At 61.9% G+C, this 26,609-nt stretch carries 27 protein-coding genes; 15 read left to right on the top strand and 12 right to left on the bottom strand.

Features of this window, described 5'->3' with window-relative positions:
• Positions 1 to 10 precede the first annotated feature (10 nt).
• Both ACJJVH_RS00370 and ACJJVH_RS00365 read right to left on the bottom strand, forming a co-directional pair.
• Positions 11 to 1,531, bottom strand: a complete 1,521-nt coding sequence (locus ACJJVH_RS00370; RefSeq protein WP_112800980.1) for a sensor histidine kinase — start codon at positions 1,529 to 1,531, stop codon at positions 11 to 13.
• 159 nt (positions 1,532 to 1,690) lie between these two features.
• Positions 1,691 to 3,697: a methyl-accepting chemotaxis protein gene (locus ACJJVH_RS00365; RefSeq protein ID WP_412064515.1), complete on the bottom strand. Its 2,007-nt coding sequence runs from the start codon at positions 3,695 to 3,697 to the stop codon at positions 1,691 to 1,693.
• Between the two features lie 403 nt (positions 3,698 to 4,100).
• Between ACJJVH_RS00365 and rpmH the strand changes: the two genes are divergently transcribed.
• The 4 genes from rpmH to yihA all read left to right on the top strand — a co-directional run bounded on the left by rpmH (position 4,101) and on the right by yihA (position 7,323).
• Positions 4,101 to 4,235 (top strand): 50S ribosomal protein L34, encoded by a 135-nt coding sequence (gene rpmH / locus ACJJVH_RS00360; protein ID WP_041677194.1) that lies wholly within the window; start codon positions 4,101 to 4,103, stop codon positions 4,233 to 4,235.
• Between the two features lie 25 nt (positions 4,236 to 4,260).
• A complete protein-coding gene (gene rnpA, locus ACJJVH_RS00355; protein ID WP_412064514.1) occupies positions 4,261 to 4,662 on the top strand; it encodes a ribonuclease P protein component in 402 nt (133 codons plus the stop codon).
• Positions 4,662 to 6,470 carry a membrane protein insertase YidC gene (gene yidC / locus ACJJVH_RS00350; RefSeq protein ID WP_412065196.1) on the top strand — a complete coding sequence of 603 codons (1,809 nt, stop codon included), beginning with the start codon at positions 4,662 to 4,664 and terminating at the stop codon, positions 6,468 to 6,470. The genes rnpA and yidC overlap by 1 nt, the downstream gene beginning before the upstream one ends.
• A gap of 193 nt (positions 6,471 to 6,663) precedes the next feature.
• Entirely contained in the window at positions 6,664 to 7,323 is a 660-nt protein-coding gene (gene yihA, locus ACJJVH_RS00345; RefSeq protein ID WP_112800988.1) for a ribosome biogenesis GTP-binding protein YihA/YsxC, read from the top strand.
• Positions 7,324 to 7,397: 74 nt separating this feature from the next.
• On the opposite strand, the gene ACJJVH_RS00340 is transcribed toward yihA, so the two are convergent.
• Positions 7,398 to 8,111, bottom strand: coding sequence for an anti-sigma factor domain-containing protein (locus ACJJVH_RS00340; protein WP_113371981.1), 714 nt, complete (start codon positions 8,109 to 8,111; stop codon positions 7,398 to 7,400).
• A 503-nt stretch (positions 8,112 to 8,614) separates the two neighbouring features.
• On the opposite strand from ACJJVH_RS00340, the gene argB reads away from it, so the two are divergent.
• On the top strand, positions 8,615 to 9,502 hold the full coding sequence (gene argB, locus ACJJVH_RS00335; RefSeq protein ID WP_112800992.1) for an acetylglutamate kinase: 888 nt from the start codon (positions 8,615 to 8,617) through the stop codon (positions 9,500 to 9,502).
• Between the two features lie 64 nt (positions 9,503 to 9,566).
• Here the strand turns inward: argB and ACJJVH_RS00330 are convergent, their stop codons facing one another.
• A complete protein-coding gene (locus ACJJVH_RS00330; RefSeq protein WP_112800994.1) occupies positions 9,567 to 10,337 on the bottom strand; it encodes an isocitrate lyase/PEP mutase family protein in 771 nt (256 codons plus the stop codon).
• Between the two features lie 218 nt (positions 10,338 to 10,555).
• On the opposite strand from ACJJVH_RS00330, the gene ACJJVH_RS00325 reads away from it, so the two are divergent.
• Both ACJJVH_RS00325 and ACJJVH_RS00320 read left to right on the top strand, forming a co-directional pair.
• Positions 10,556 to 11,260 carry a pyrimidine 5'-nucleotidase gene (locus ACJJVH_RS00325; RefSeq protein ID WP_412064513.1) on the top strand — a complete coding sequence of 235 codons (705 nt, stop codon included), beginning with the start codon at positions 10,556 to 10,558 and terminating at the stop codon, positions 11,258 to 11,260.
• 113 nt (positions 11,261 to 11,373) lie between these two features.
• Positions 11,374 to 11,997, top strand: coding sequence for a calcium-binding protein (locus ACJJVH_RS00320; RefSeq protein WP_112800998.1), 624 nt, complete (start codon positions 11,374 to 11,376; stop codon positions 11,995 to 11,997).
• Positions 11,998 to 12,122: 125 nt separating this feature from the next.
• Here ACJJVH_RS00320 and ACJJVH_RS00315 read toward each other — a convergent pair whose 3' ends face one another.
• Positions 12,123 to 13,010 (bottom strand): LOG family protein, encoded by an 888-nt coding sequence (locus ACJJVH_RS00315; RefSeq protein WP_113392417.1) that lies wholly within the window; start codon positions 13,008 to 13,010, stop codon positions 12,123 to 12,125.
• A gap of 214 nt (positions 13,011 to 13,224) precedes the next feature.
• On the opposite strand from ACJJVH_RS00315, the gene dapD reads away from it, so the two are divergent.
• The 3 genes from dapD (at position 13,225) to ACJJVH_RS00300 (ending at position 16,020) form a co-directional block, all read left to right on the top strand.
• Complete coding sequence (gene dapD / locus ACJJVH_RS00310; protein WP_412064512.1) at positions 13,225 to 14,082, top strand: 2,3,4,5-tetrahydropyridine-2,6-dicarboxylate N-succinyltransferase; 858 nt, start codon at positions 13,225 to 13,227, stop codon at positions 14,080 to 14,082.
• A gap of 158 nt (positions 14,083 to 14,240) precedes the next feature.
• Positions 14,241 to 15,434, top strand: coding sequence for a succinyl-diaminopimelate desuccinylase (gene dapE, locus ACJJVH_RS00305; RefSeq protein WP_412064511.1), 1,194 nt, complete (start codon positions 14,241 to 14,243; stop codon positions 15,432 to 15,434).
• On the top strand, positions 15,421 to 16,020 hold the full coding sequence (locus ACJJVH_RS00300) for a hypothetical protein (protein ID WP_112801006.1): 600 nt from the start codon (positions 15,421 to 15,423) through the stop codon (positions 16,018 to 16,020). The genes dapE and ACJJVH_RS00300 overlap by 14 nt, the downstream gene beginning before the upstream one ends.
• Position 16,021: 1 nt before the next feature.
• Here the strand turns inward: ACJJVH_RS00300 and arsC are convergent, their stop codons facing one another.
• The 6 genes from arsC to def all read right to left on the bottom strand — a co-directional run bounded on the left by arsC (position 16,022) and on the right by def (position 19,499).
• Positions 16,022 to 16,423, bottom strand: coding sequence for an arsenate reductase (glutaredoxin) (arsC, locus tag ACJJVH_RS00295; protein ID WP_412064510.1), 402 nt, complete (start codon positions 16,421 to 16,423; stop codon positions 16,022 to 16,024).
• A complete protein-coding gene (gene truA / locus ACJJVH_RS00290) occupies positions 16,401 to 17,204 on the bottom strand; it encodes a tRNA pseudouridine(38-40) synthase TruA (protein WP_412064509.1) in 804 nt (267 codons plus the stop codon). The genes arsC and truA overlap by 23 nt, the downstream gene beginning before the upstream one ends.
• Entirely contained in the window at positions 17,204 to 18,151 is a 948-nt protein-coding gene (fmt, locus tag ACJJVH_RS00285; protein WP_412064508.1) for a methionyl-tRNA formyltransferase, read from the bottom strand. The genes truA and fmt overlap by 1 nt, the downstream gene beginning before the upstream one ends.
• A 60-nt stretch (positions 18,152 to 18,211) precedes the next feature.
• Positions 18,212 to 18,631, bottom strand: coding sequence for a type II toxin-antitoxin system VapC family toxin (locus ACJJVH_RS00280; RefSeq protein ID WP_412064507.1), 420 nt, complete (start codon positions 18,629 to 18,631; stop codon positions 18,212 to 18,214).
• The gene (locus ACJJVH_RS00275; protein ID WP_412064506.1) at positions 18,628 to 18,918 is read right to left on the bottom strand and encodes a FitA-like ribbon-helix-helix domain-containing protein; all 291 of its coding nucleotides are present in this window, start codon (positions 18,916 to 18,918) and stop codon (positions 18,628 to 18,630) included. Before ACJJVH_RS00275 ends, ACJJVH_RS00280 begins: the two co-directional genes overlap by 4 nt.
• Positions 18,919 to 18,983: 65 nt before the next feature.
• Positions 18,984 to 19,499 carry a peptide deformylase gene (gene def / locus ACJJVH_RS00270; protein WP_112801576.1) on the bottom strand — a complete coding sequence of 172 codons (516 nt, stop codon included), beginning with the start codon at positions 19,497 to 19,499 and terminating at the stop codon, positions 18,984 to 18,986.
• Between the two features lie 186 nt (positions 19,500 to 19,685).
• Between def and ACJJVH_RS00265 the strand changes: the two genes are divergently transcribed.
• The 3 genes from ACJJVH_RS00265 to ACJJVH_RS00255 all read left to right on the top strand — a co-directional run bounded on the left by ACJJVH_RS00265 (position 19,686) and on the right by ACJJVH_RS00255 (position 24,405).
• The gene (locus ACJJVH_RS00265; protein WP_113359307.1) at positions 19,686 to 20,864 is read left to right on the top strand and encodes a DNA recombination protein RmuC; all 1,179 of its coding nucleotides are present in this window, start codon (positions 19,686 to 19,688) and stop codon (positions 20,862 to 20,864) included.
• A gap of 102 nt (positions 20,865 to 20,966) precedes the next feature.
• The gene (locus tag ACJJVH_RS00260) at positions 20,967 to 21,866 is read left to right on the top strand and encodes a ribokinase (RefSeq protein ID WP_412064505.1); all 900 of its coding nucleotides are present in this window, start codon (positions 20,967 to 20,969) and stop codon (positions 21,864 to 21,866) included.
• A 193-nt stretch (positions 21,867 to 22,059) separates the two neighbouring features.
• Positions 22,060 to 24,405: a methyl-accepting chemotaxis protein gene (locus ACJJVH_RS00255; RefSeq protein WP_412065195.1), complete on the top strand. Its 2,346-nt coding sequence runs from the start codon at positions 22,060 to 22,062 to the stop codon at positions 24,403 to 24,405.
• A 193-nt stretch (positions 24,406 to 24,598) separates the two neighbouring features.
• On the opposite strand, the gene ACJJVH_RS00250 is transcribed toward ACJJVH_RS00255, so the two are convergent.
• Positions 24,599 to 25,543: a nucleoside hydrolase gene (locus ACJJVH_RS00250; protein WP_112801020.1), complete on the bottom strand. Its 945-nt coding sequence runs from the start codon at positions 25,541 to 25,543 to the stop codon at positions 24,599 to 24,601.
• 231 nt (positions 25,544 to 25,774) lie between these two features.
• Between ACJJVH_RS00250 and ACJJVH_RS00245 the strand changes: the two genes are divergently transcribed.
• Both ACJJVH_RS00245 and ACJJVH_RS00240 read left to right on the top strand, forming a co-directional pair.
• Positions 25,775 to 26,212 carry an Hsp20 family protein gene (locus ACJJVH_RS00245; RefSeq protein WP_113359303.1) on the top strand — a complete coding sequence of 146 codons (438 nt, stop codon included), beginning with the start codon at positions 25,775 to 25,777 and terminating at the stop codon, positions 26,210 to 26,212.
• Positions 26,213 to 26,257: 45 nt separating this feature from the next.
• Positions 26,258 to 26,515 carry a DUF1150 family protein gene (locus ACJJVH_RS00240; RefSeq protein ID WP_112801024.1) on the top strand — a complete coding sequence of 86 codons (258 nt, stop codon included), beginning with the start codon at positions 26,258 to 26,260 and terminating at the stop codon, positions 26,513 to 26,515.
• Positions 26,516 to 26,609 lie beyond the last annotated feature (94 nt).

The following is a 26,609-nucleotide window of genomic DNA, read 5'->3' as shown; positions in this document are numbered from 1 at the left end:
TTGAAAACAATCAGTTTTCTTGCAAGCTTCTACTGCGATAGTCGTCGAGCGAAACCGGGCGGTCGGGAATCTCGATGCGGAACTGCGTGCCGGCGGCCGGTTTTTCGACAAGCGCAATGGTGCCGCCATGGGCAAGGACGAGTTCGCGGGCAATGGCAAGGCCAAGGCCCGTGCCGCCGGAGCGGGCGGAGCCGCGGAAGGCCATGAAGAGGTTCTCCCTCGCCTTTTGCGGCATGCCGGGGCCAGTATCGTCGACGGTGATGCTGACGACACTGCCGATTCGATGCGCCGATACCGTGATGCGCCTGACGCTGTCCGCCTCCGTTTCCGCGAATGCAAGCAGCGCCTGATGGGCATTGCGGCAAAGATTATGGATGACCCGGAAAAGCTGCTCGCCGTCGGCATCGACTTCCAGATCCGAGTTGAGCTGTTCGACGAATTCGATTCCGCTGTCCGGATCGATCGCCAGAATATCGCGAACCTCCTCGATCAGTTCGGCCAGGCGAACCTTGCGGCGGCGCGGCGCCGATTCGGAGGTCTGGCCATAGGACAATACCTCGGTCGTGTAGCCGACCGCGCGGTCGATGGTGCGCAAAAGCTTCGGCGCGAAGCGCTTGACCATCGGATCATCGACATCGACCAGCCGGTCCGACATCAGCTGCGCGGCGGAAAGGATGTTGCGCATGTCATGGTTGATCTTCGACACGGCAAGGCCGAGCGCGGCAAGGTTCTTCTGCTGCTTCAGCGTCTTTTGCAATTGCGATTGCATGGAAGCGAGATGGCGGCCGGCCACGGCGAGTTCGTCCCGTCCCGCGTCCAGCGCGAGAATGCGGCCGGGGTCCTCCGGATCGTCCGAATAGGCCTGCATGCTGTCGGTGAGGCGGCGGATCGGACGAATCATCATCCGGTTGATCGCAAAGAAGATCAGCGTCGCGGTAAACAGCGAGATCAGAATGGAGACGAAGAAAACGCTGCGGGCATAGGCAAGCATCGCGCTTCGCAGGCGGGTATCCTTGAGCACCACCTCTATGCCGGTGCCGGCATCGCCGCCGACGGGGCCGAACACGCGGATGATGCGGTTGCCGCCGAACACCAGCGTATCGAGCGCATCCTTGATCGCCGTCAGTTGCGAGACGTCGCTCAGATCGTATTTCTCGTCGACCGATGCCGGCATTTCGGCCGTCGCGAGCAGGCGCGAGGTGCCATCCTTGCGCAGAACGATGGCCCGCGTGCCGGTGGCCATCAAGGTTTCCTTCTGCAGTGCGCGCGGCAACTCCGCCGGCTGCAGGCCGTCGATGACGATGGCGGCCGCCGCGGCCGTGTTCAGCCGATCCTCCAGCCAGCGCAGCCGCATATTGGCAACGGAAGGCACGAAGATGAGCACCTCGGCGAGAGAGATGAAACCGACGGTCAGAATGAGGAGCTTGCCGGAAAGACCGCCGAAGATGCCCGTGGGCCGGCAAAACTGGCTGAGGCCGCCCTTGTCGACCTTGCCGCCTTTTGCGGCGTCCTTGTCCTGCCCACTGTCCATTTCAATTGTCCCGCTTCGCTGAAAAGCGACCTGATGGCGACGTTTCGAAACCAGATAATAGGCGATTGTGGGCTTTTTTCCAATCGGCTCCGCATTTCGGGGAGCAGGCAAGGCCGGCAGCGGCGCTCGGGCGCGGCCGCCGGTCTCAGATCGAAGAGATCAGAATTCCTCCCAGTTCTGCGCCGCGGCGGCCGGCGCAGCCGCTCCGCCGCCGAACGCGGTCGCGACCTTGCCCATCATGCGGCGTGCCGGCGAAGCGGTTGGACGATGCGTCTCGGCGCGCGCCAGCACCGGCGCGGCCCCATTGGCTGCATCCACCTTGAAGCGGGAGACGAGATGGACAAGGCCATCCGCCTCGCCCGCCAGGCGATGGGTCGCTGCCGATGTCTCCTCGACCATAGCGGCGTTGCGCTGTGTGACCTCGTCCATCTGGTTGACGGCGTTGTTCACCTCCGAGAGGCCCGTTGCCTGTTCGCGTGCGGCCGTCGCAATCGAGTGGATGTGATCGTTGATCTTGAGGACGCGGGCTTCGATGGAGGACAGCGCCTCGCCGGTCGCCTGCACGAGCTTGACCCCGACCTGCACCTCGCCGCCGGACTTGCCGATCAGCGCCTTGATGTCCTTGGCCGCGGTGGCGGAGCGCTGGGCCAGCTCCCGCACCTCCTGCGCGACGACGGCAAAGCCCTTGCCCGCCTCGCCTGCGCGCGCGGCCTCGACGCCGGCGTTCAGGGCAAGCAGGTTGGTCTGGAAGGCGATGTCGTCAATCACGCCGATGATCTGGCTGATCTCGCCCGAGGCCTGCTCTATGCGGCCCATGGCATCGATCGCGTTGCGTACGACCGTGCCGGAGCGCGCCGCATCGTCCTTCGCCTCACCGACCATGACGCTGGCCTCGCGCGCCCGCTCGGTCGAGTTCTGCACGACCGAGGTGATCTGGTCGAGGGCGGCCGAGGTTTCCTCGAGCGCTGCCGCCTGTTGTTCGGTGCGCTTGGAAAGATCGTCGCTGGCGTGTCGCAGTTCGTTGGTGTTGGAGTTGATCGAGCCGGTCGTCTGGCGCACTTCGCGCATGGTGGTCTTCAGCGTCGCGAGCGTCGCATTGACGTTCTGCTGCAGCTCGGCGAAGGCGCCCTGGAACTCGCCCTTCATGGCCTGCGTCAGATCGCCCTCGGCCAGGCTCGCAATGACCCTGCGCACTTCGCCGATGCCCGTATCCACGCTGATCAGCAGCTCGTTCACATTGCCGGCGAAGCGATTGAGATTGACGTCGCCATAGTCCTTTTCGATGCGGCGGCTGAAATCGCCGGCCGCAGCCGCCGAAACCGCCAGAGACATGCTCGACTGAAGCTCGTCGCTCTTGGCGCGCATGGCCGCCTCCTCGGCATTCATCCGGCGCACGGCATTGCCGTTCTCCTTGAAGACGTCGACGGCTGCCGCCATTTCGCCGATCTCGTCACGACGGCCGGCAAAGGGCACCTCGATATCGAAATAGCCGTCCGCAACCTTCTTGATCGCCGCGGTCACGTCGCGGATCGGGCGGCTCAGGTGAACGGTGCCGATATAGGCCCCCAGGCCGACACCGGCGCCGATGCCGGCGACCATGATGCAAAGGACGACCCACATGACATTATCGTGGAAGGTCACAATTTCGGCGTCCGCCTTCGCAAGCTCCGCCTTGTCGGCCTGGACGACCGCATCGATCTCAGCCTGGAATGCCTTGCGGTTGGCGCGGTTGGCTTCGTTGTTGCCCTGCTTGCTGGCGGCGTCCGGACCGTCCGTCAGGCCGAGCCTGACCGTCTCGGTGCGGAAAACGCGAAACTCCTGGGCGCGGGCCTGCAGCTTGGCGAAATCCGGCTTCTGAGCTTCCGGAACCAGGGGCGCCCAGCTTGCCAGCACCTTGTCGATCTCGTCGAGGTCGCTCATCATCCCGTCGGCGAAACTCTTGGAGTCCTTCACCGAGGCGGCCGCATAGATACCGCGGGCTTCCATGACCACCGCGGTCACATAGCGGTTCAAGTGCTCGCCCATGTAGGCGCGGCTTGCCGTCCGCTCGTAACTCTGCAGTTTCTGATCGTATTGATGCAACGCATAAAGGGCCGTCGCACCGATCAGAAGCGCCGCTCCGGCCATGACACAGACAAGCAGATTTATTTTGCCGCGAATTCTCACAATATCCCTCCGATGCCGCCCCACCCTCAAAAACCGACTGGTTTTCCGGCATAAGACTAGATATCGATGAAAATCATTAACGTTAGCTTGCGGTATTTTTGACCCATATGCGGGCGAGTTTTGCCATGAATTTCACATATCGCTTGATTGCGTTCTGCGGATCGGCCGGCCTCGCCCTATACGCCGGTCGAGCCCAAAAGGCCCGATGAACGGGCGAATTTGCCGGAAGGCGAGGAATCTGCGCCCTCATAATTGACTTCCGCCACCTTGAACCTTATAAGCCCGCGCACGTCCGGTCATGGAGCCTGCATCTGCGGGCCAAAGTCCGTTCGCCAAAATCAACAACGCTCCTTGCTATCGAAGCAAAGCTCAAGAAGGGCCGCACTCCGCGGTGTTTAAATAAATGAAGCGTACCTATCAACCATCCAAGCTTGTCCGCAAGCGTCGTCACGGCTTCCGTGCGCGCATGGCTACCAAGGGCGGCCGTGCGGTTCTTTCCGCTCGCCGTAACCGCGGCCGCAAGCGTCTTTCGGCCTAAGGGCCGAAGTGCCCGATAATCCAGGATGGCGGGCAAATTGACGAATGAACGACCAAAAAAGACTGTCGGGCGGCTGAAAAGCCGGCCGCAGTTTCTTGCAGTCCGCGAGGGCGAGAAGCGCAGAGGCAGCTTCTTCCTCATTGAGACGCTGGACCACAAGACCGCCGACGTCGAACCCCGCGTCGGTTTTACCGTCACCAAAAAACATGGCAACGCGGTGGAGCGCAACCGCATGCGGCGCAGGCTGAAAGAAGCCGTGCGGCTTCACGCCGGATTTGCAATGCAGCCCGGACACGACTATGTGGTTGTCGCGCGGCGCGAAGTGCTGACCGCACCTTTCGAAAAGCTGGTGGGTGAACTCGTCCAGCGTATCGAATCCAGGCCGAAACACCGGCGACCGGAAACGGACCGCTCCAGGAAAACATGATGCAAAACAACCGCAATTACTTCATAGCGATTGCCCTGTCGGTGCTGATCGTCCTCGCTTGGCAGTTTTTCTATATGAACCCGCGCCTTGAAGCGCAGCGCAAGGCCGAACAGGCCGCCAAGCTGCAGCAGCAGACGCAGCAGGCTCAGACGACGCAGCCGGCCGCAGCAGGCGCAGGCACGGCCGTCAACGGTTCGCTGCCAGCGGGTGGCCAGAACGCGACTGCGACGCTGACCCGTGACCAGTCCGTCGAAAAGACGGCATCCTCGCGCGTCATCATCGATACGCCTGCGCTCGCCGGTTCCATCAACCTGGAAGGCGCTCGTTTCGACGATCTGAGGCTGAAGAGCTATCACGAGACCGTCGACAAGAGCAGCCCGATCATCACGCTGTTCAGCCCGGCCGACACCAAGGACGGCTACTTCTCCGAACTCGGCTATCTCGGCGGCGATACGACCGGCGCCGTGCCCGGCCCCTCGACCGTATGGACGCTGGCAAGCGGCGACAAGCTGACCGACAAGACGCCGGTCACGCTCTCCTACACCAACGACAAGGGCGTGACCTTCTCGCGCACCATTTCCGTCGACGATCGCTACATGTTTACGATCAGCGACAAGATCGTCAACGGCGGCCAGGCACCGGTTTCGCTGTCCAGCTACGGCCGCGTCACGCGCTACAACAAGCCGGAAACGCCGTCAGCCTACGTTCTGCATGAAGGCTTCATCGGTGTCATCGGCGACGATGGCCTGATCGAGAGCAAGTATGCCGCCGTGGAGAAGGAAGCCGTAAACCCGGCGAAGGCAACCGGCGGATGGCTGGGCATTACCGACAAGTATTGGGCAGCAACGATCGTGCCGCCGCAGTCGACGGCCTACGACGCCCATTTCTCGCACTTCACCGACGGCACGCCGCGCTATCAGGCCGACTACAAGGAAGACGCCGTCACGGTCGCTCCCGGCCAGTCGCTCGAGCTGAAGAACCTCATCTTCGCCGGCGCCAAGGAAGTTCCGGTCATCGATCGCTATGAGACGAGCTACTCGATCCCGCGCTTCGACCGCCTGATCGACTGGGGCTGGTTCTATTTCATCACCAAGCCGATGTTCAAGCTGATGGATTTCTTCTTCCGCTTCTTCGGCAATTTCGGCGTCGCCATCCTCTGCACCACCATCGTCGTCAAGGCGCTCTTCTTCCCGCTCGCCAGCCGGCAATATGCCTCGATGGCGAACATGAAGCGCATGCAGCCGAAGATGGAAGAGCTCAAGGCCAAGTTCGGCGACGATCGCATGGGCCTGCAGCAGGCGACCATGCAGCTCTACAAGGAAGAGAAGATCAACCCGATTGCGGGTTGCTGGCCGGTGCTCCTGCAAATCCCGATCTTCTTCTCGCTCTACAAGGTGATCTACATCACCATCGAGATGCGCCATGCGCCGTTCTTCGGCTGGATCCAGGACCTTTCGGCGCCGGACCCGACCTCGATCGTCAATCTCTTCGGGCTGCTGCCGTTTGCCGCCCCGACCTTCCTGCATCTCGGCGTCTGGCCGCTGATCATGGGCGTCACCATGTTCCTGCAGATGCGCATGAACCCGACGCCGCCGGATCCGACCCAGGCGATGATCTTCAACTGGATGCCGCTGGTATTCATGTTCATGCTGTCGAGCTTCCCGGCCGGCCTCGTGATCTACTGGGCATGGAACAACACGCTCTCGGTCATCCAGCAGTCGATCATCATGAAGCGCCATGGAGTGAAGGTGGAGCTCTTCAACAATCTCAAGGGCCTCTTCAAACGAAAACCGGCGCCGTCGAAATAAGCAAAAAGCCCCGCTTCGCGGGGCTTTTCTTTTTGGCGCGACTGATTTCGGGGATCGGATCGCCGTATCGGCGCCGCCCGATACGCATGACCTGGAACGAGATGCCGGGCGATCGCCTGGCGAACAAAACTTGACTTTCCCGGGTAAAACCCCGAAGCCAGTCAAGCAATCGAACCGGAAGATCTTGGGCAGCATGGCAGACCAGACGACAAAAGACGACAAGCCGCTTTTCGGGCGCCCGTGGATCTTCATCCGCGGCGTGCCGGCAATGAAGTTCCTGCCGCCGGAAGGACCTCTGGAAGTCGCCTTCGCGGGACGCTCCAATGTCGGCAAGTCATCGCTGATCAACGCCCTCGTCGGTCATAAGGGTCTGGCGCGCACCTCCAATACGCCGGGCCGGACGCAGGAGCTCAACTATTTCGTTCCCGAAGGCTTTTCCGGCGAAACGGGCGACCTCCCGCCCATGGCACTCGTGGACATGCCGGGCTATGGCTACGCGCAAGCGCCGAAAGATCAGGTCGATGCCTGGACGAGGCTGGTCTTCGACTACCTGCGCGGGCGGGCGACGCTGAAGCGCGTCTATGTGCTGATCGACAGCCGCCACGGCATCAAGAAGAACGACGAGGAGGTTCTGGCGCTGCTCGACAAGGCCGCCGTGTCCTATCAGATCGTACTTACCAAGACCGACAAGATCAAAGCCGCCGGCGTGCCGAAGCTGATCGCCGAAACGGCGGAAAAGATTCGCAAGCGTCCCGCCGCCTATCCCGAAATTCTCGCGACCTCCTCCGAGATGGGCGAAGGCCTTGAGGAGTTGCGGCAGGCGATCAGGCAGACGGTCGGTATCGCCGCCTGATCTTTCCGGTATCGCATTCAGACGGGCGACGCCGATCCGGTTTCAGGGAGCGCGGAGAGGCGAGACGGCACTCGTCACGGCAAATGGATCGTGCCGGAAGCGATGACATTGCCCGTGGGTTTGCCGGTCGGCGAACCGCCGAAGGGCTCGACGCTGACGGCGACGATTGCCCCTTCCGTCAATTTACCGTGAAGCTCCTGCGGCAGGATGATTTCGCCCTCGCCGGTCTGCGGCAGGACACCCAGGGCCTCGGCCGGATCGCTGCCGCGAATCAGCCAGAGTTCCAGCGATTTTTCCTCCGGCTTGCCGGCGGCGACCGGCGTCACCTTCAGGCGACCGTTATCGGCATCGTAGTTGGCCAATAGATTGATGGGACTGTTCTGGCCGGAAAGGGACGCGGTAAGCTGTTTGCCGGGCGAAGGACGCGAGGCGTTTTCGTTCGTGATGGCGAAGACGAGCACGCCAACAGCCAGAAACAGCGAGCCGAAGGCGGCCGACCGCCAGAGCTTGAGCGAATTCCAGAGATGGGCGCCGAGCGCGGCCTCCCCTAAAATCCGCTTTTCTATCTTCGGGAATACGGTGGCCGCAGGCATCGCCGCCTCATATTCCTCATTGAATTCCGAGAGGTTCTGCTCCCAACGGCTGACGATCGCCGCGAACTGGCGATCGCTGCGCATGCGGCGTTCGACCTTTTGCCGATCCTCCAGGGAAAGGACGCCAAGCACGTATTCTCCGGCCAGGACTTCATCGCGGGAGCGGCCTCCCTTGCTTTGATCGGGCGTACTCATCGGTCCATGCACTCTCTCAGTCTGATCGGGCTTCGGCGCAGCCAGTTGCGCATAATAGTCAACGGCGCCGCGTGTTGATCGGCAAGTTCCTGGCAACTCAAACCCTCGACATGGGCGCCGCGAAGCCCGTACGCGGTCAGCTTCCAACTCTTCCGCGCACCTGTCAATCCGACTCCCCCTTCCTTCACGATTGCTTGCTCTTCAAGGCCGGTTTCCGGGTGGGCACGGTCGCTATCCATCTCGTGCGCTTTGCGGAGCGCGGCAAGGCTTTCCGGGCGCGCATGCAGGCACGACCGACCGGCGTGTCCGTCTCCTCGCCGCATCCGCCTCCCCCGTTGCGGCACCCCTGTCATCTTTAAGAGAAAACTACCCGGTGACAAGCTTGAAAGGGCGATCAATTTCGGCAACGCGAATGTGACGCGGCATCAACTAATACCGACATGATTATTCCCTCTGTCAAAAACTTGAGATAAAAGGCCGCGAACAATTCCAAAGGGTGCACCATGTCCGAAGCCCAAAGCGAACTCCAAGCCAGCCTCCTCGCACAGGCGCTGCCCTACATGCAGCGCTACGAAAACAAGACCATCGTCGTAAAATACGGCGGTCACGCCATGGGCAACGCCGAACTCGGCAAAGCGTTCGCGGCGGATATCGCGCTATTGAAGCAGTCGGGCGTCAACCCGATCGTCGTCCATGGCGGCGGCCCGCAGATCGGCGCCATGCTGACGAAGATGGGCATCGAATCGAAATTCGAAGGCGGCCTGCGCGTCACCGACGCCAAGACGGTCGAGATCGTCGAAATGGTGCTCGCCGGCTCGATCAACAAGGAAATCGTCGCCCTGATCAACCAGACCGGCGAATGGGCGATCGGCCTTTGCGGCAAGGACGGCAACATGGTCTTCGCCGAAAAGGCGCACAAGACCATCAAGGACCCGGATTCCAATATAGAGCGCGTGCTCGATCTCGGTTTCGTCGGCGAGGTGGTCGAGGTCGACCGCACGCTGCTCGACCTGCTCGCCAAGTCCGAGATGATTCCCGTCATCGCCCCGGTCGCTCCGGGCCGCGACGGCGCGACCTACAACATCAACGCCGACACTTTTGCCGGTGCGATCGCCGGCGCGCTGAGCGCCACGCGCCTGCTCTTCCTGACGGACGTTCCCGGCGTGCTCGACAAGCAGGGCCAGCTCATCAAGGAACTTTCGGTTTCCCAGGCCCATGCCCTCATCGCCGACGGCACGATTTCCGGCGGCATGATCCCGAAGGTCGAGACCTGCATCGACGCCATCAAGGCCGGTGTTCAGGGCGTCGTCATCCTCAACGGCAAGACGGCCCACTCGGTCCTGCTCGAAATCTTTACCGAGCATGGCGCCGGCACGCTGATCGTACCCTGATCAGCCGCGCTTTTCATGAAATTCAGGCGTTCCGCAAAGGCATTTGTGGAGCGCCGGTGCCCCGTCAAGACGGGCGGTAGATCGCTTCGGCTTCGCTTTTCAGCATTCCCATGACCGAACGGTAAGGCGCGGGTCCGTAGCTTATGCGACTGACGCCCAGCTTCGCCATGGTCTCGTTATCGGGCGTCGCGGGCCGCACCATGATATTGACGGGCAGAGGCGAGCGTTCGCACAAAGCCCCGATCAGCTCCGGCTCGACAAGGCCGGGCGCGAAAAAGCCACTGGCGCCGGCCTCGGCGAACGCATCCGCGCGGCGATAGGCATCGTCCAGCAGGATGTGATGATGGGCCGTGTCGCTTTCCTGCAGGAAGAGATCGGTGCGGGCATTGATGAACAACGGCATCTCGCGGCGATCGGCCATGTCGCGGATGGCGCGGATGCGCGCCGCCTGCTCCTCAAGCGGATGGACGCCCTGGCCGCCGATCACCTGATCCTCGAAATTGATGCCGACCGCGCCGTGATCCATGATCTTTTCCACATTGGCGGCGACTTCCGCGGGCTCGACGGCATAGCCGCCCTCGAAATCCACGGAAAGCGGCAATGGGCTTGTCACCGAAATCAGCCTGGCGGTAACTGCCAGCAACGACAACGGAATCGCCTGGCCGTCGCCGAAGCCGTTGGCGGCGGCCACCGACCAGCTTCCGGTCGCCAGCGCCTTCGCGCCCGCTTCCGTCACGGCCTTGGCGGAGCCTGCATCCCAAATATTGAAAAGGATCAGCGGCTCACCCTTGCGGTGCAGCCGCGCGAACTCCTGCGCCTTTTCCACCTGACTCATCGCATCCCCTCCGAAAAGCCCCGCGGGGTGGCTGTTCCCCACGACCCGAAAGAGCATAAGCCCTCACTCACCATGGGAAATAGAGTAAAACCCCGAAAATCAATAGTAAAACCATAGCCGGCGCTGCATTGGCCGGCAATCTCCGCGGACGGAGCCTGCTTGCCCCAGCACGAATATTTTCCTTCCCCTTTCGAGAAAGGGCATGCGATAAGACCTCCATGAGCCAGACAAAAACACTATCCCAGCCATCAGATTTCTCCGATATCCGCGATTGGGTGTTCGATCTCGACAACACGCTCTATCCGCATCATGTCAATCTGTTCGCGCAGATCGACAAGAACATGACCGCCTATGTCTCGGCGCTCCTGCGGATGGAGCGGGACGAGGCGCGCAAGCTGCAGAAGCAATATTACCTCGATCACGGCACGACCCTGCAGGGACTGATGATCCATCACGGCATCGATCCCAACGACTTCCTGGAAAAGGCCCATGCGATCGATTATTCGGCGCTGGCACCGCAACCGGAACTGGCCGCCGCCATCAAGGCGCTGCCCGGACGCAAGTTCATTTTCACCAACGGCAGCGTCAAGCACGCCCAGGCGACGGCCGGCGCGCTCGGCATTCTCGACAGTTTCGACGATATTTTCGATATCGTCGCGGCCGACTACGTGCCGAAGCCGGCCGGCACGACCTACGACAAATTCATGAGCCTCAACCGCGTCGACACGAAGAGGGCCGCCATGTTCGAGGACCTGCCGCGCAATCTCACCGTGCCCAAGGCGCTCGGCATGAAGACGGTGCTTCTCGTACCTCAAAATCTCGAGACGACGGTCGTCGAATGGTGGGAGCGCACCAGCGGCGAGGACGATCACATCGACTATGTGACCGACGACCTCACGAGCTTCCTCAAGGCCCTGACTTAACCGTTCATTAAGGCGGGGTTACGAAAGTTTCATCCGCCTTACAGAGGTTTAATTGGCCGTTTTGGACCACCCGCCCTATCGTTTGATCATTCCTCGACACGAAAGGAAAAACGATGAACGGGAAAAAAATTCTTCTTGCAGGACTTTCCGCGGCCCTTCTGTTGGGCACTGCCGCCCAGGCGAGCTTCGCTGCCCAAGGTGAAGCAAGGAGCGGTCATCATGGCCAACGCTGGCACGGACCGCGCTTTTCACCGGAAATCGTCTATGTGCGGATGCTGAAGCAATTCGGCCAGCCCGGCGACACCAAGATCACCCGGGATGAAGTCAAGACCGGCGTCGACAAGATCTTCGATCAGATCGACACCAACCACGACGGCGAAATCACGCCGGGCGAGCTGCGCGCCTACCGCCAGGAACGCTTCAAGGAATGGAAGGCCGAACGCGCCAAGGCCAAGACCGATCAGGCCCAGAACGATCAGACAAAGAGCGACGATCAGGCTAACGGCGACGATAAGGGCGGCCACGGCCGTCATCATCACCGGCCGCATGGCCGCTTCATGCACGAAGCGGGCTTGATGCGCGGCATGATGATCTTCCATCGCATCGACAAGGATGAAAACGGCCAGATCAGCAAGCAGGAGGCCGAGGACGCCGCGAACAAGCTCTTCGACCGCATGGACCGCAACCATGACGGCGTGATCTCGCTGGACGACATGCCGGACCGGCCGCTGCTGTAAAGCCGCCTGACGCGGCGCGGTGCGAGACCAAACCTCGCGCCCGCGCCCGTCATCGATCGCGACATCAGCGATGCTCACGCAATCGAAAGCCCGCCGCCGCCTCCGCGACGGCGGGCTTTTCATTCTCAGTGGCCGTTGTCTTGGTGGCCGTTGTCGGGCTCGTAGAAATCGCGAACGATCTTCCAGGCATCGTCGGCGGTGTCCACGAAACTGATGAGATTGACGTCATCGGGCGCGATGGTGCCGAACTCGGCAAGCGCCTCGAAATTGATGATTCCGCGCCAGAATTTTTCGCCGAAAAGAATGAGCGGCAGGCGCTCCATGCGGCCGGTCTGGATCAGTGTCAGGCATTCGAACAATTCGTCGAGCGTGCCGAATCCGCCCGGAAACACCGCGATCGCCTTGGCGCGCACCATGAAGTGCATCTTGCGGATCGCGAAATAGTGGAAATTGAAGCTGAGTTCCGGCGTGACATAGGCGTTCGGCGCCTGCTCGTGCGGCAAGACGATGTTGAGGCCGATGGACGGCGCCCCTTCCTCGGCCGCGCCGCGGTTGCCAGCCTCCATCACGCCAGGGCCGCCACCGGTGACAACCACATATTCATGGAAGTCGAAACCGGCGGAATAGCGGGAGCAAAGCCGTGCGAACTTGCGCGCCTCCTCGTAGTAGACGGATGCGGCTTCGAGATTGGCCCGCTGCACGTCGTTGCGGGCAGCCCATGCATTGGTGCCGGGCGCCGGGATGCGCGCGCCGCCGAACATCACGACGGTCGATTTGATGCCGCGCTCGGCCAGGGACATTTCGGTCTTCAGCAATTCGAGCTGCAGGCGGATCGGCCGCAGTTCCTCACGGCACAGGAAGTCCTCGTCCGCATAGGCGAGACGGTAGGAAGGCGACATCGACTGCGGCGTGCGCGGCACGGATTCCGCCCGCTTCTTGTCCGCCGAGCTCGTCTTCAAGGGGTCCCACACCCCGTCCTTGCGCCTCAGCCTGCCATTCTTCGCCTTGCTCATCTACTCATGCCTTTCGAATCGATCATGACTGGCCGTTCCAGCCTGCGGACAGGAATGGCCAAGCTCTTGCATATGCCCCTACAACGCCTTGAATCCAAGCTCAATCGACGCGGAAAAGACATTCCATTTTCGTACTCCATGCTATAGGACCAATCGACCGCTTCCGGACCATTTCCGGAAATCACGATAGGCACCGACGTTTTAAGGAATTCCCATGAGCGCCAACGATCTCGCTTCCCTCGAAAAGTCCATCGAGGCTGCCTTCGACAATCGCGACAATGTGAACACGTCGACGCGCGGCGAAGTCCGCGACGCCGTCGAGACGGCGCTCAAACTTCTCGACAGCGGCAAGGTTCGCGTGGCGGAGCGCGGCGCCGACGGCAACTGGATCGTCAATCAGTGGCTCAAGAAAACGGTTCTGCTCTCCTTCCGCCTGAACGACATGCAGATCGTCGAAGGCGGCCCCGGCAATGCGACCTGGTGGGACAAGGTCCCCTCGAAGTTCGAAGGCTGGGGCGAGAACCGCTTCCGCGAAGCCGGCTTCCGCGCCGTGCCGAACGCCGTCGTGCGGCACTCCGCCTATATCGCTCCGAATGCCATCCTGATGCCGTCCTTCGTCAATCTCGGCGCCTATGTCGGCGAAGGCACCATGGTCGACACCTGGGCGACCGTCGGCTCCTGCGCGCAGATCGGCAAGCATGTGCATCTGTCCGGCGGCGTCGGCATCGGCGGCGTTCTGGAGCCGATGCAGGCCGGCCCGACGATCATCGAGGACAATTGCTTCATCGGCGCCCGCTCGGAGGTGGTCGAAGGCTGCATCATTCGCGAGGGCTCGGTGCTCGGCATGGGCGTCTTCATCGGCAAGTCGACCAAGATCGTCGATCGCGCCACCGGCGAGATCACCTATGGCGAAGTCCCGCCCTACTCGGTCGTCGTCGCCGGCGCGCTGCCCAGCGGCAATATCATGGCCAACGGCCAGCCGGCCCCGAGCCTCTACTGCGCCGTCATCGTGAAGCGCGTCGATGAGCAGACCCGCTCGAAGACCGGCATCAACGAGCTGCTGCGCGACTGATCCTTGATTTTTTGGAAGCGCGGTTGCCATATCGCGCTTCCCTCATGCTTGCCGGGTGAGCATGCCTGTGCGATTGCTGGAATCGCGGCAAAGATTTTCGACTCGTCATCGATCCTTTGCCATCGCTTTGCCATTTCCCGCCGGATAAGTTGCCTCCGATGACCGTTACCGATCCCGTCACCAATCTGCAGACACTCATTCGCTGTGCCTCGGTCACACCGGCCGAAGGCGGCGCGCTGACCGCGCTTGCCGACATGCTGCTGCCGCTCGGCTTCAAGGTCGAGCGCATGACGGCGAGCGAGCCGGGAACGCCCGATATCGAGAACCTCTATGCGCGGCTCGGCACGGATGGGCCGCATCTGATGTTTGCCGGGCACACGGATGTCGTGCCGGTCGGCGATGCCGCCTCGTGGAGCCATCCGCCCTTTGCCGCCGACATCGCCGACGGCGAGCTTTTCGGGCGCGGCGCGGTGGACATGAAGGGCGGCATTGCCTGCTTCGTCGCGGCCGTGGCGCGTCATATCGAGAAGCACGGCAAGCCTGCCGGCTCGATCTCCTTCCTGATCACCGGCGATGAAGAGGGACCGGCGATCAACGGCACGGTCAAGCTGCTGCAATGGGCGGCCGAACGCGGCGAAAAATGGGATGCGTCGCTCGTCGGCGAACCCACCAATCCGGAACGGCTCGGCGACATGATCAAGATCGGCCGCCGCGGCTCGCTCACCGGCTTCATCACGGTACATGGCGTTCAGGGCCATGCTGCCTACCCGCACCTTGCCGACAATCCGGTGCGCAGCATCATCAAGCTGACGGAAGCACTGCTCGATCCGCCTTTCGATGCCGGCACGGACAGCTTCCAGCCGTCCAACCTCGAAGTGACGACCATCGATGTCGGCAATGCCGCCACCAACGTCATCCCCGCCAAGGCGACCGCGACCTTCAACATTCGCTTCAACGACACATGGACGGCCGATACGCTGAAGGCGGAAATCCTTGCCCGCCTGGACGCCGCGGCGGCCGACGAAACGCTTCGCCCCGGGCGCCCGCCGGCGAAATACGACATCACCTGGTCGGAGCGGCCGAGCCACGTCTTCCTCACGCGCAACAATGCGCTGATCGCCTCGCTCTCTTCGGCCGTCGAGAACATCACCGGCCAAAGGCCGGCGCTTTCGACCACCGGCGGCACCTCCGACGCCCGCTACATCAAGGATTATTGCCCCGTCGTGGAATTCGGCCTCGTCGGCCAGACCATGCATATGGTCGACGAGCGCGTGGCGCTCGCGGATCTCGAAACGCTGACCGGGATCTACCAGACCTTCATCCAGCGCTGGTTCGAGAATGCCGACCTTTAGGGAAGTCCAATATTATCTGTCCGGCCTGTGGCTGCTGATCCGCATGGATGCGCGCGGCTTCCAGTATCTGGATATATCGGACCGCGGCATGCTGCGCTCCTTCTGGGCGATCTTCTGGAGCCTGCCCTCGATCGGCATTTCCTGGCTTTGGTGGCAGCAGGCCTATCTCACCGCCATGCCGCCGGAGACCTCGACCGGTCTCGCCTTCTTTCTGCGACTAGCGCTGGTCGAGGCGGCCAACTGGCTGATCCCGCTCGTTCTCGCCGGCGTGCTGCTGCTGGTTTTTCGTTTCGGCGACAAATTCGCCCCGATCGTCGTCGTCGTGAACTGGCTCGGCGTGCCGACATCCTACCTGAACGCGCTGCTCATCGCATTGATCGCCTTCGTTCCCGGCACGAGCGGGCTGGCGGCGCTTCTATGGCTTGTCCTGATGATGGCGATCGTTTTTTCGCTGGCGCGCATGCTCAGAATGATCTGCGGCACGCATCCGCTCTTCGTCGGCGCGCTGACGCTGGTGCTGTTGATCCCGACCATGCTGCTGACCGATTTCCTCCAGCGCTTCCTCGGCGTCTATCCGCCGGGTTGAGCTAGCGGCTGACGATTTCGCCGTCTTCCTTGGTGAAGAGGCCGATATCCGGATTCGGCAAGATATCGAGGACAACTTCAGACGGGCGGCAGAGGCGCACGCCTTTCTCGGTCGCTACGATCGGGCGATTGATCAGGATCGGGTGCTCCATCATCCGATCGAGAAGCTGATCGTCGGCGAGATCGGGATCACCCAGGCCGAGCTCATCATAGGGCGTCCCCTTTTGCCGAAGCAGATCGCGGACTGTCAGGCCCATGGCGGCGATGAGCTTCGCCAACTCTTCGCGGCTGGGCGGCGTCTTCAGATATTCGATGACGACAGGCTCCTCCCCCGACTGCCGGATCATCGCCAGCGTGTTGCGCGACGTGCCGCAAGCGGGATTATGATAGATCGTCACCGTCATCGCTGCTCCCTTCGCCGGCAGGCAAACCGGCATCATCACGATAATCCACCTGCATGAAATAGAGCCCGTCCGGCGGAGCGACAGGACCGCAAGCCTTGCGATCCCGCGCTTCGAGCGCGGCGCGCACATCGCCGGGCGTCCACTTGCCCTCGCCCGCCAGCTTCAGCGTGCCGGCGAAGGAGCGGATCTGGTTATGCAGAAAACTTTGCGCCGTCGCACGGATCTCGATCAACTCGCCGCTGCGCGTCACGTCCAGCCGGTCGAGCGTGCGCACGGGGCTGTTCGCCTGGCAATGCGCCGAGCGGAAGGTGGTGAAATCATGCCGGCCGACAAGTGTCTGCGCGGCCGCATGCATGGCCTCGTGATCCATGTCCTTCGGCACCCACCATGCGCGTCCGGCTTCCAGCGCCAGCGGCGCGCGGCGGGCAATGATGCGGTAAAGATAATGGCGGCGGATGGCCGAAAAACGGGCGTCGAAGCGCGCATCGACCTCCTCGATGTCGAGAATGGCGACGCGGTCGCCGGCAAGCCGCAGATGGGCATTGAGCGCGTTGCGCAGCGTATAGGTCTTCCACTCCTTGGAGAGATCGGCATGCATGACCTGACCCATGGCATGCACGCCGGAATCGGTGCGCCCGGCGCCACGGATCGAAACGGTCTCGCCGGTCAGGGACAGGATGGCGCCTTCGATCGCACCCTGCACGGAGGGACCGTTTTCCTGGCGCTGCCAGCCGACATAGGGAATGCCGTCATATTCGACGGTCATTTTATAGCGCGGCATCAGGCTTGCTCCGAGGCAAACACGGTGCCCGGCGCAATCGGCGTGCCGCGCAGGAAATCGGCTGCCGCCAGCGGCTTGCCGCCGGCCTTCTGCAGCTTCGTGAGACGCACGGCACCGGAGGCGCAGGCGACCACGAGATCATCCGTCAGCACGCGGCCGGCCGGCCCGCTGCCATCTGCCAATTCCGAGCCCAGCACCTTGATGCGCTCGGGACGACCGGCGATATCAGCCTCGAACCAGGCGCCGGGAAAAGGCGACAGGCCGCGAATATGATTATGAACGTCCACCGCCGGCTTGCCGAAATCGATGCGGGTCTCGGCCTTGTCGATCTTTGCGGCATAGAGAATGCCTTGCGAGGGTTGCGCCGTCAGCGGCAGTTCGTCATGCTCCAGCTTGTTCATCGCCTCGGCCATGGCTTTCGCACCGACGAGCATCAGCCTGTCGTGCAGTTCGCCAGCGGTCATGGTGCCGCCGATCTCCACCTCGCGTGTGAGTGCGACCGGGCCGGTATCCAGCCCCTTGTCCATCTTCATCACCATCATGCCGGTCTTGGCGTCGCCGGCCATGATCGCCCGCTGGATGGGGGCAGCGCCGCGCCAGCGCGGCAGCAGCGAGGCATGCCCATTATAACAGCCGAGACGCGTGCCTGTGAGGATCGCTTCCGGCAGCAGCAGGCCGTATGCGACGACGACGGCGACATCGGCATCCAGGTCGCGGAAGCGCTGGCGCTCGTCCGGGTCCTTGAAGTTGACCGGCGTGAACACCGGCAACCCCAACAATTCGGCCGCCTGATGCACCGGCGATTTCTGCAGGTCCAGCCCGCGCCGGCCGCCAGGGCGCGGCGGCTGCGTATAAACGGCGCGAACCTTGTGCCCGGCATCGATCAAGGACCGCAGCGTCGGCACGGAGAATTCGGGCGTTCCCATGAAAATGATGTTGAGCGACATGCGATCCATCCGGCTGAGATATCAAGTTTCGAACGACCCGGGCATCATCGGGGGCGAATGCTAGCCGTCTTCAAACGGGTTTATGAGCTTGAGATCAAGCCCCTCGAAATCTTTTGTGTTGCGCGTCGCCAATGTCGCGCCGTTCGTGAGGCAGATTGCGGCGATCATGGCGTCTTGCACGGAAATCTGATGGCCCGAACGCTCCCGGCGGGCACGAATACGGCCCGTCTCAATGGCAGAATTTTGATCGAAGCGAAGGATCCTGCCGTGGAACGACGCGAGCAAAGCATTGAAGATTTTCGCGTAACGATCGGACTGCGTGCGAAGCAAGAAGCGCTCAGCACCACAGGATTGCTCCATCACCACGATATCGCAAAGATAGAATTCCGTGCTTGGCCGAGCCTTCATCCAGATAGTTACATTTTGATCCGGAACAGGTCTTTCCAACTCAGAAATAACATTCGTATCGAGGACGATCATTCAAAGTCCTCGACAGGACGGCCGAAGTCCTTCTTTCGCTCCGCCTCGATTTCTTCCATGATAAGTGCATATTCCGCTGCTGCGGCATCGTTACCATCATAAAGGATCGGTCTCAGAAGATCCCAAGCCGACAGTCGAGGGGTCTCCGTTTCGGCTTTCTCCGCGATCAAGGCCTTCTGCAAGAGTTCTTTTGCCTCTTCCGAAAGGCTGCGTCCGGTTTGCCTCGCCCGTCTTGCGATATCCTGCTTCATGGGCTCGGAAATATCGCGAATCAAAAGATCACTCATGCGCGCCTCCGCTTGATATCAACGATATCATGGGCGCTAGTAGCTGATCTTTCAATGGCGGCCGATCAGAGAGCCTTGGACTTGGCGGCCTTGGTGAACTTCTTGATCACCATCTCGCGCTTGAGGCGGGAAATGTAGTCGATGAACAGCACGCCGTTGAGGTGGTCGATCTCGTGCTGTACGCAGGTCGCCAGCAAACCGTCGGCTTCGGTGAGCTGCTCCTTGCCGTTGCGGTCCAGATGCTTGACGGTGACGCGCGCCGGGCGCTCCACTTCGGCATAATAATCGGGAATGGAAAGGCAGCCTTCCTCATAGACCGAGCGCTCGTCCGACGACGCGACGATTTCCGGATTGATGAAGACCAGCGGCGTCTTCTCCTCGCCCTCGCGCGCGATATCGATGACAAGCATGCGGCGGGGAACGCCGATCTGGATCGCCGCAAGGCCGATGCCGGGCGCGTCGTACATGGTTTCCAGCATGTCGTCGGCGAGGCGCTGAATTTCGGTATCGACCTGCTCGATGGGCTTGGAAGCCTGGCGGAGCAGCGGATCGGGCAAAATGATAAGTGGCTTGATCGTCATGACGTTTCCCATAACGCATCTTCTTGTGCGATGGAATCGTCAAGATGGCTGTGAGGCCGTGTTTTTTCAACGAGCACAATCCGGGCCGCTATCGCTGGCTCGGAAATCATGTTCACGTTTTGATCTGGATATTCACGGCGATTTTGCTATGGTGCCGATGAAAACGTCATCAGCGCGTCAGGTTTCATGTCCTTCATCCTCTTCGGCCAAGCCATTTCCACGGTCCAGATTCTGACTGGCCTCGTCATTCTGCTTGCTATCGCGGTGCTCGTCCTTTTCATCCGCGGCCGGGCACGCGCGGAAGATGATATGCTCGATGCCGAGCACACGATGGCGGCGCTGCTGCGGTCTCAGGCGGAGATGCAGGGCCGGCTCGCCACCATGGCAGAGGTGTTCGGCTCTCGGCAGGCCGAGCTCAACCAGGCGATCGGCCAGCGTCTGGACGGCATGTCGCAACGGGTGACGGCGACGATCGGCGAGCAGACGCGCTCGACGCATGAAAATCTGCGCCGGCTGCAGGAAAGGCTTGCCGTCATCGACGCGGCGCAGACCAATATCCAGTCGCTGGCAAAGGATGTCGTCGGGCTTCAGGCCATCCTTTCCAACAAGCAGACGCGCGGCGCTTTCGGCCAGGCGCGCATGGAAACCATCGTCGCCGATGGGCTGCCGATGGGCGCCTATGCCTTCCAGCCGACGCTTTCGAACGGCTCGCGGCCGGACTGCACCGTTCGCATGCCGAACGGCTCTCCGCCGCTGGTTATCGATGCCAAGTTTCCGCTGGAAGCCTGGAATGCCATCCGTGCCGCCGCCAGTCCCGAACATGGCAAGATCGCCGCCCAGCAGTTTCGCCGGGATCTGGAGCTGCATATTCGCGATATCGCCGAGAAATACCTCATTCCGAGCGAGACCCAGGACACGGCTTTCCTGTTCGTGCCCTCCGAATCGATCTTCGCGGAGATCCACGAGAACTTCGAGCCGATCGTGCAGAAGGCCCAGCGCGCCCGCATCGTCATCGTTTCGCCATCGCTTTTGATGCTGTCGATCCAGGTCATCCAGGCCGTGCTGAAGGACCAGCGCATGCGCGAGCAGGCCCATGTCATCCAGAGCGAGGTCGCACATCTGATGGACGATCTTTCCCGCCTGGATGAGCGCGTGCGCAAACTCCAGGGTCATTTCGCCATGGCGCAGAAGGATGTCGACATGATCGTCACCTCGGCGGACAAGCTGGCAAGACGCGGCGAACGGATCGAGGCGCTGGAATTCGATACCGCGAAAGAGCCTGCAAAGACGCGCTCCGAAGAGAAGCCCAAGCCTGTCGACAACCGCACGAGCCAACTCAAGCTGAGGGTGGTTGACGAAGACTGATCGCTTCGGCAGTGTCGCGCCCAAGTCGATGCATGATCCCAAAGACACAAAGCAGCCTTCGGGCGGGATCGTGCAAGATCAACACGCAGGGCGGGATATCGCATGATCACTATTTTCGGTTCCATCAACATGGACCTCATCGCCACCACGGATCGCTTGCCTAAGCCGGGCGAGACAGTTGCCGGCAACGGTTTTTCCACCGCCGCCGGCGGCAAGGGCGCCAATCAGGCGCTGGCCGCACGCCGCGCCGGCGCAACGGTGCGCCTCAGCGGCGGCGTCGGCAACGATAGCTTTGCCGGGCCCGCGCTCGCCCTGCTCGATGCGGCCGGCACCGATCTTTCCGCAGTCAGGCGCGTCTCCGAGCCGACCGGCACGGCCCTCATTCTGGTGGGGGGCGACGGCGAGAACATGATTGCCGTCGTGCCTGGCGCCAACGGCACCAATACGCCGCACGACGCCACCGCCGCCGTCGCCGCGCTGAACCCGGGCGACACCCTCATGCTTCAGTTCGAAATTCCCGTCGACGCCGTCGAGACGGCGCTGAACGCCGCGAAGGCGAAGGGCGTGCGCACCGTGCTCAACCTCGCGCCCCTGATCCCGGACGCCGCCCGTCTCGGCCGGCTTGCCGATATCGTCATCGCCAACGAAACGGAATTCGAGAGGCTCGCCGGTCAGGACAACATGTCGGCATCCGAGCGGGAAGCCGCCCTCGTGCGCCTGCATGGCGAAACCGGCCAGACGCTGATCGTCACGCTTGGCGGCGATGGCGTCATCGCCATCCGCGACGGAGAGCTTTCGCGCGCCAAGGGCCTCGTCATCGAGCCGGTCGACACGGTCGGCGCCGGAGACACGTTCTGCGGCTACTTTGCCGCAAGCCTCGACCAGGGACTGGATTTTCACGCCAGCCTGCGCCGTGCCGCGGTGGCCGGCTCGCTTGCCTGCCTGAAGCCCGGCGCACAGCCATCCATTCCTGTTGCCAGCGAAGTGGCCGACAACCTTTAAAGATAAAATTTCGTAAGCATTGCGAAGCGCAATTAATTAAATTTTTGCGCTTCCGTATCATTCTCCTCTGGCCTGACGTGCATGGCCTTCCGGCTCCGGCAGGATTTTCGCGGCGGCCCCATGAAGGGGCCATCCTGTGCCGACTTTGCATCCGGATAATGCTTATCCGACGCATCGCATTTTCGAGGAAATGATGTTCATCTTTCGTATGAAGTCGCTTGCGGCCAAGCTGATCTTGGTCACTGGGCTGGCGATCGCGCTTGTCTTGCTGGTTTCCAACTTCTTGCTGATTTCGCAAACCCGCGACCGTGTCGAAGCGCTGACAATGGATCAGGCCAATACCGAGGCCAAATCCATTTCCAACGAGATCGCCGCGAATATCGGCGAAATGGCCAGCGCCGCGCGCTCCATGGCGGCCATCATCGGTCGCGGCCACGAAGGCCATACCTTCGATCGCAAGGGTATCATCAACATCCTCAAGGCCAACGTCGAACAGAACGCCTTTGCCTTCGGCAGCTGGTTCTGCGAGCAGCTCGGCGCGCTGGACGGCAAGACGACCGAGCTTGCCAACAACAAGGACGAAGGCGTCAACGAAAAGGGTGCCTTTGCGCCCTACTGGTCCAAGACGAAGGATGGCGGCATCCAGTTCTCGACCTTCGACAACGACTATACGGCCCCCTGGTGGAAGCTTGCCGCCGAAAGCGGCAAGGGCGCGATCACCCCGCCCTATCTCGCCCAGGGCACCGATGTTCCGACGACCATGAGCTCGATCGCCTATCCGGTCATGTCCGGCGGCAAGCTGATCGGCGTCGCAGGCGTCGACATCTCGCTGAGCTCGCTCTACACGAAGCTGCTGAAGCTTCATCCCTTCGGCTCCGGCCGCGTCCTGCTGGTTTCGCAGGATAACAAATGGCTCGTCGCGCCGAGCGTCGATCTGCTGATGAAGGATTATAACGGCGCAGGCACCGACGTCATCAAGGCGGCACTGACCTCCTCCTCCGCAAGCATCCTCAAGGACCTCTCCGAAAACGGCGGCGAAGCATTCGACCGCGTCGTCTATCCCTTCGCAGTACCCGGCCTCAACGCGACCTGGGTGGTTCTCATCGACGTGCCGCACAGCGCAATCGTCGCGCCGGTCCGCGATCAGACCTACATGATGGTCATCGCCGGCATACTCGTTCTCGCCGCCGTCATGCTGGCTCTCTATGCCGCCGTGCGCGGCTTCGTGCAGAAGCCGCTCGCGGGTCTTATCGCAAGCGTCAACCGCCTCAGCGCCGGCAATTACGCCGAAAAAGTCGCCGGGCAGGATCGCGCCGACGAAGTCGGTTCCGTCGCAAAGGCGCTGGAAGGCTTCCGTTTCGCGCTGGCCGATACCAAGCGGCTGGAAGGCGAAGCCAACGATCAACGCCTGGCCGCCGAGGGCGAACGCCGCCGCTCGGAGAACGAACGCAACGAAAGCATTGCGCTGCAGCGCCATATCGTCAGCGTTCTCGGCCAAAGCCTCTCGGAGCTCTCGAAGGGCAATCTCAACCAGCGGATCACGGACGACTTCCCGGGCGAATACGCCCAGCTCAAGCAGGACTTCAATGCCGCGCTTGCCAGCCTGGAAGAGACCGTGCACACGGTCAATGTGAGCGTCGGCAACATCGGCAGCGGCACTGGAGAAATCAGCAACAGCGCCTCGGATCTTGCCCGCCGCACCGAGCAGCAGGCGGCAAGCCTCGAGGAGACGGCAGCCGCCCTCAACGAGCTGACCGCACAGGTCAACTCCAGCGCCGAGAACGCCCGTACGGCCGCCAGCAGCGTCAACGCCGCCTCCGAGGACGCCGAGCATTCCGGCGAGATCGTCCAGCGGGCCATTGCCTCCATGCACGGCATCGAGCAATCGTCGCAGGAGGTCTCCCGCATCATCGGCGTCATCGACGAGATCGCCTTCCAGACCAACCTGCTTGCCCTGAACGCCGGCGTCGAAGCCGCCCGTGCGGGCGAGGCCGGCAAGGGCTTTGCGGTCGTGGCGCAGGAAGTGCGCGAACTGGCCCAGCGCTCCGCCAACGCTGCCAAAGAAATCAAGACCCTGATCAATGCCTCGGCCGGACAGGTCAAGGAAGGCGTCGATCTGGTCGGCCGCGCCGGCGATGCCCTGCACAAGATCGCCCAGCAGGTGATGGAGATCAACGGCCTCATCCGCCAGATCTCGGCTTCCGCGAGCGAGCAGGCGGTCGGGCTGAAGGAAATCAACTCGGCCATGAACCAGATGGACCAGGTCACACAGCAGAACGCAGCGATGGTCGAAGAGACCACCGCATCCAGCGTGGCGCTTGCCGAGGAAGCACAGGGCCTGAGAGCTCTGGTCGCACGCTTCCGCACCGCAGGCTCCATTCAGGACAATGCCGGTGCGTTGCGGGCGACTGCACAGCAGATGCGTGCGCCGTCGTCGCCCCGCAGGGCAGCCGCACCCGCAGCGGCACCGACGCGCAGGGCCGCTCCTCAGACCCACGGCGCCAATGCCCTCGCCCAGGACGACTGGGAAGAATTCTGAGACTGCAGTCCGAGTGAAATCGAAAGGCCGCCGGAGCGATCCGGCGGCCTTTTTCTTCGAGTGGCGAAAACGCCTATCTTTTGCTGTTACGCCATTGCGGACGGAAGCCGCCGTGCGCTTTTCCCGGAATTGCTCCAAAGCAGCGAAAGCGGTTCAGAGTCCTCTTGAAAGGACTGAACCGGCGCGGTTCCGGTCAGATGCGGGCGAAGCGTTCCGTCAGCAGTGCGAAGAAACCATCGGCATCGACCTCGCGCATAACCTTGGCGTTCCGCTTGCGGTCGGTGACGTGCCACCAGTCGACCACCGTCATGCCTACGGTCAGTTCCGAAGTTACCTCGATCTCGACATTGCAATCGCGACCCTTGAACAGCTCCGGCTTCAGCAGGTAGGCAACGACTGTCGGGTCATGCAGCGGGCCGCCGTCGGAGCCGTATTTCTCGATATCGAAGCGTTCGAAGAATTCCAGCATCTCGGCCATGGCCTTTGCCGGCGGGGTGCCGACTGCGGCGATACGGGCAACGCGATCCTTGCGCGTCAGCAGCTTGTGCGTAACGTCGAGCGGCATCATGACGATCGGCACGCCCGAACGGAAGACGACGTCGGCCGCCTCGGGGTCGACATAGATGTTGAATTCCGCCGCCGGCGTGATGTTGCCGCCTTCGAAGAAGCCGCCGCCCATCATCACCAGCTCCCGCACGCGCCCGACGATGTCGGGGGCCTTCTGGAAGGCCATCGCCACGTTGGTCAGCGGCCCGAGCGTGCAAAGGGTGACGGCGCCTTCCGGCTCCCTGCGGAGCGTGTCGACGATGAAATCGACGGCGTGGCCCGGCTGCAGCTCCATGGTCGGTTCGGGCAGCTCCGGACCATCGAGCCCGGTCTTGCCGTGCACATGCTCGGCAGTGACCAGCTTGCGCTTGAGTGGCGCGTCGGCACCGGCGAAAACCTTGATATCGCGCCGATTGCAGAGTTCGCAGACAATGCGGGCATTACGGCTCGTCAGCCGCAGCGGCACATTGCCGGCGACGGTCGTAATGCCGAGAACATCGATCTCCTCGCGGCTGCCGAAGGCGAGAAAGATCGCTGCGGCGTCGTCCTGACCAGGATCGGTATCGATGATGATTTTTCTGGGTTCGGTCATGTCTGTGATAGTCCTCCGGTGCAGATCGAGTGGCTTTGTCGCGGGTCCGGTCAGGCTTTGTCAAGCGCTCGAACGGCAGCTGACGAAACGATTCCTCATCTGCGATCCCGATCTCGCAGATGCGAAGACGCGATGGCTTGCACTCGCAGGCGCGTCCTCCCATATTAGGGGCAACCGGGTGCTGAAAATCAGGTCCGGAGCGGTCGCTTGTTACCCAAGGACTTTGATACGATGAGCCGGACGACTCCCTTTGCCAGCCCTCTGCTTCTGGGCTTCGACACAATGGAAAAGACACTGGAACGGATTTCCAAGGCCAGTGACGGTTATCCGCCCTACAATATCGAACGGATGCGCGCGGACCGCCTGTCCGGCGAACCCGAAAGGCTGCGCATAACGCTGGCCGTTGCCGGCTTTTCCGAAGACGACCTCGATGTCACGACGGAAGAGAACCAGCTTTTGATCCGCGGACGTCAGGTCGAGCAGGGCGACCGCGAGCGCGACTATCTCTATCGCGGCATCGCCGCCCGGCAGTTCCAGCGCGTCTTCGTCCTTGCGGACGGCATGCAGGTGCTCGGCGCGACGTTGAAGAACGGCTTGCTTTCCGTCGACCTCATTCGGCCGGAACCGGATCGCATAGTAAAGAAAATTAACATTTCGGTCTCACAGTAGGACAACGGCTTACTGCCGTTGGTCCCTCATACTGGAGGTACGAGTATGTTATTGAAAGAAGCCACCGCCCGCCTGACCGAATCCGAGCTTGCCAATATCGGCGCCGGTGAGGTCGCCTACATCCGAAAAATGGATTGGTCCGAAGTGTCGCGCTGCTTCCCGGAAGCGCCTGATATCGACCCGGATGTCGACCTCTGGGCACTCTTCGGCGCCGACGGTACGCCGATCCTGCTGACGGACAATCGCTCCAGCACCTTCTATCGTGCTGCCGAAGACGAACTGAAGACGGTCAGCCTGCACTGACCACAAGCATCGCGCGACGGTGAAATCCACCGTCTACCAAGGCCGCGCCTTACCGGCCCCTCCTTGCGGCGCACGCGCATGATCCAGACCGCCT

The sequence above is a fragment of the Rhizobium sp. SYY.PMSO genome (assembly GCF_046840415.1).
Taxonomy (GTDB): domain Bacteria; phylum Pseudomonadota; class Alphaproteobacteria; order Rhizobiales; family Rhizobiaceae; genus Rhizobium.
The sequence above is the reverse complement of the archived record's forward strand: the minus strand, read 5'-3'. Positions and strand labels throughout refer to the sequence as shown.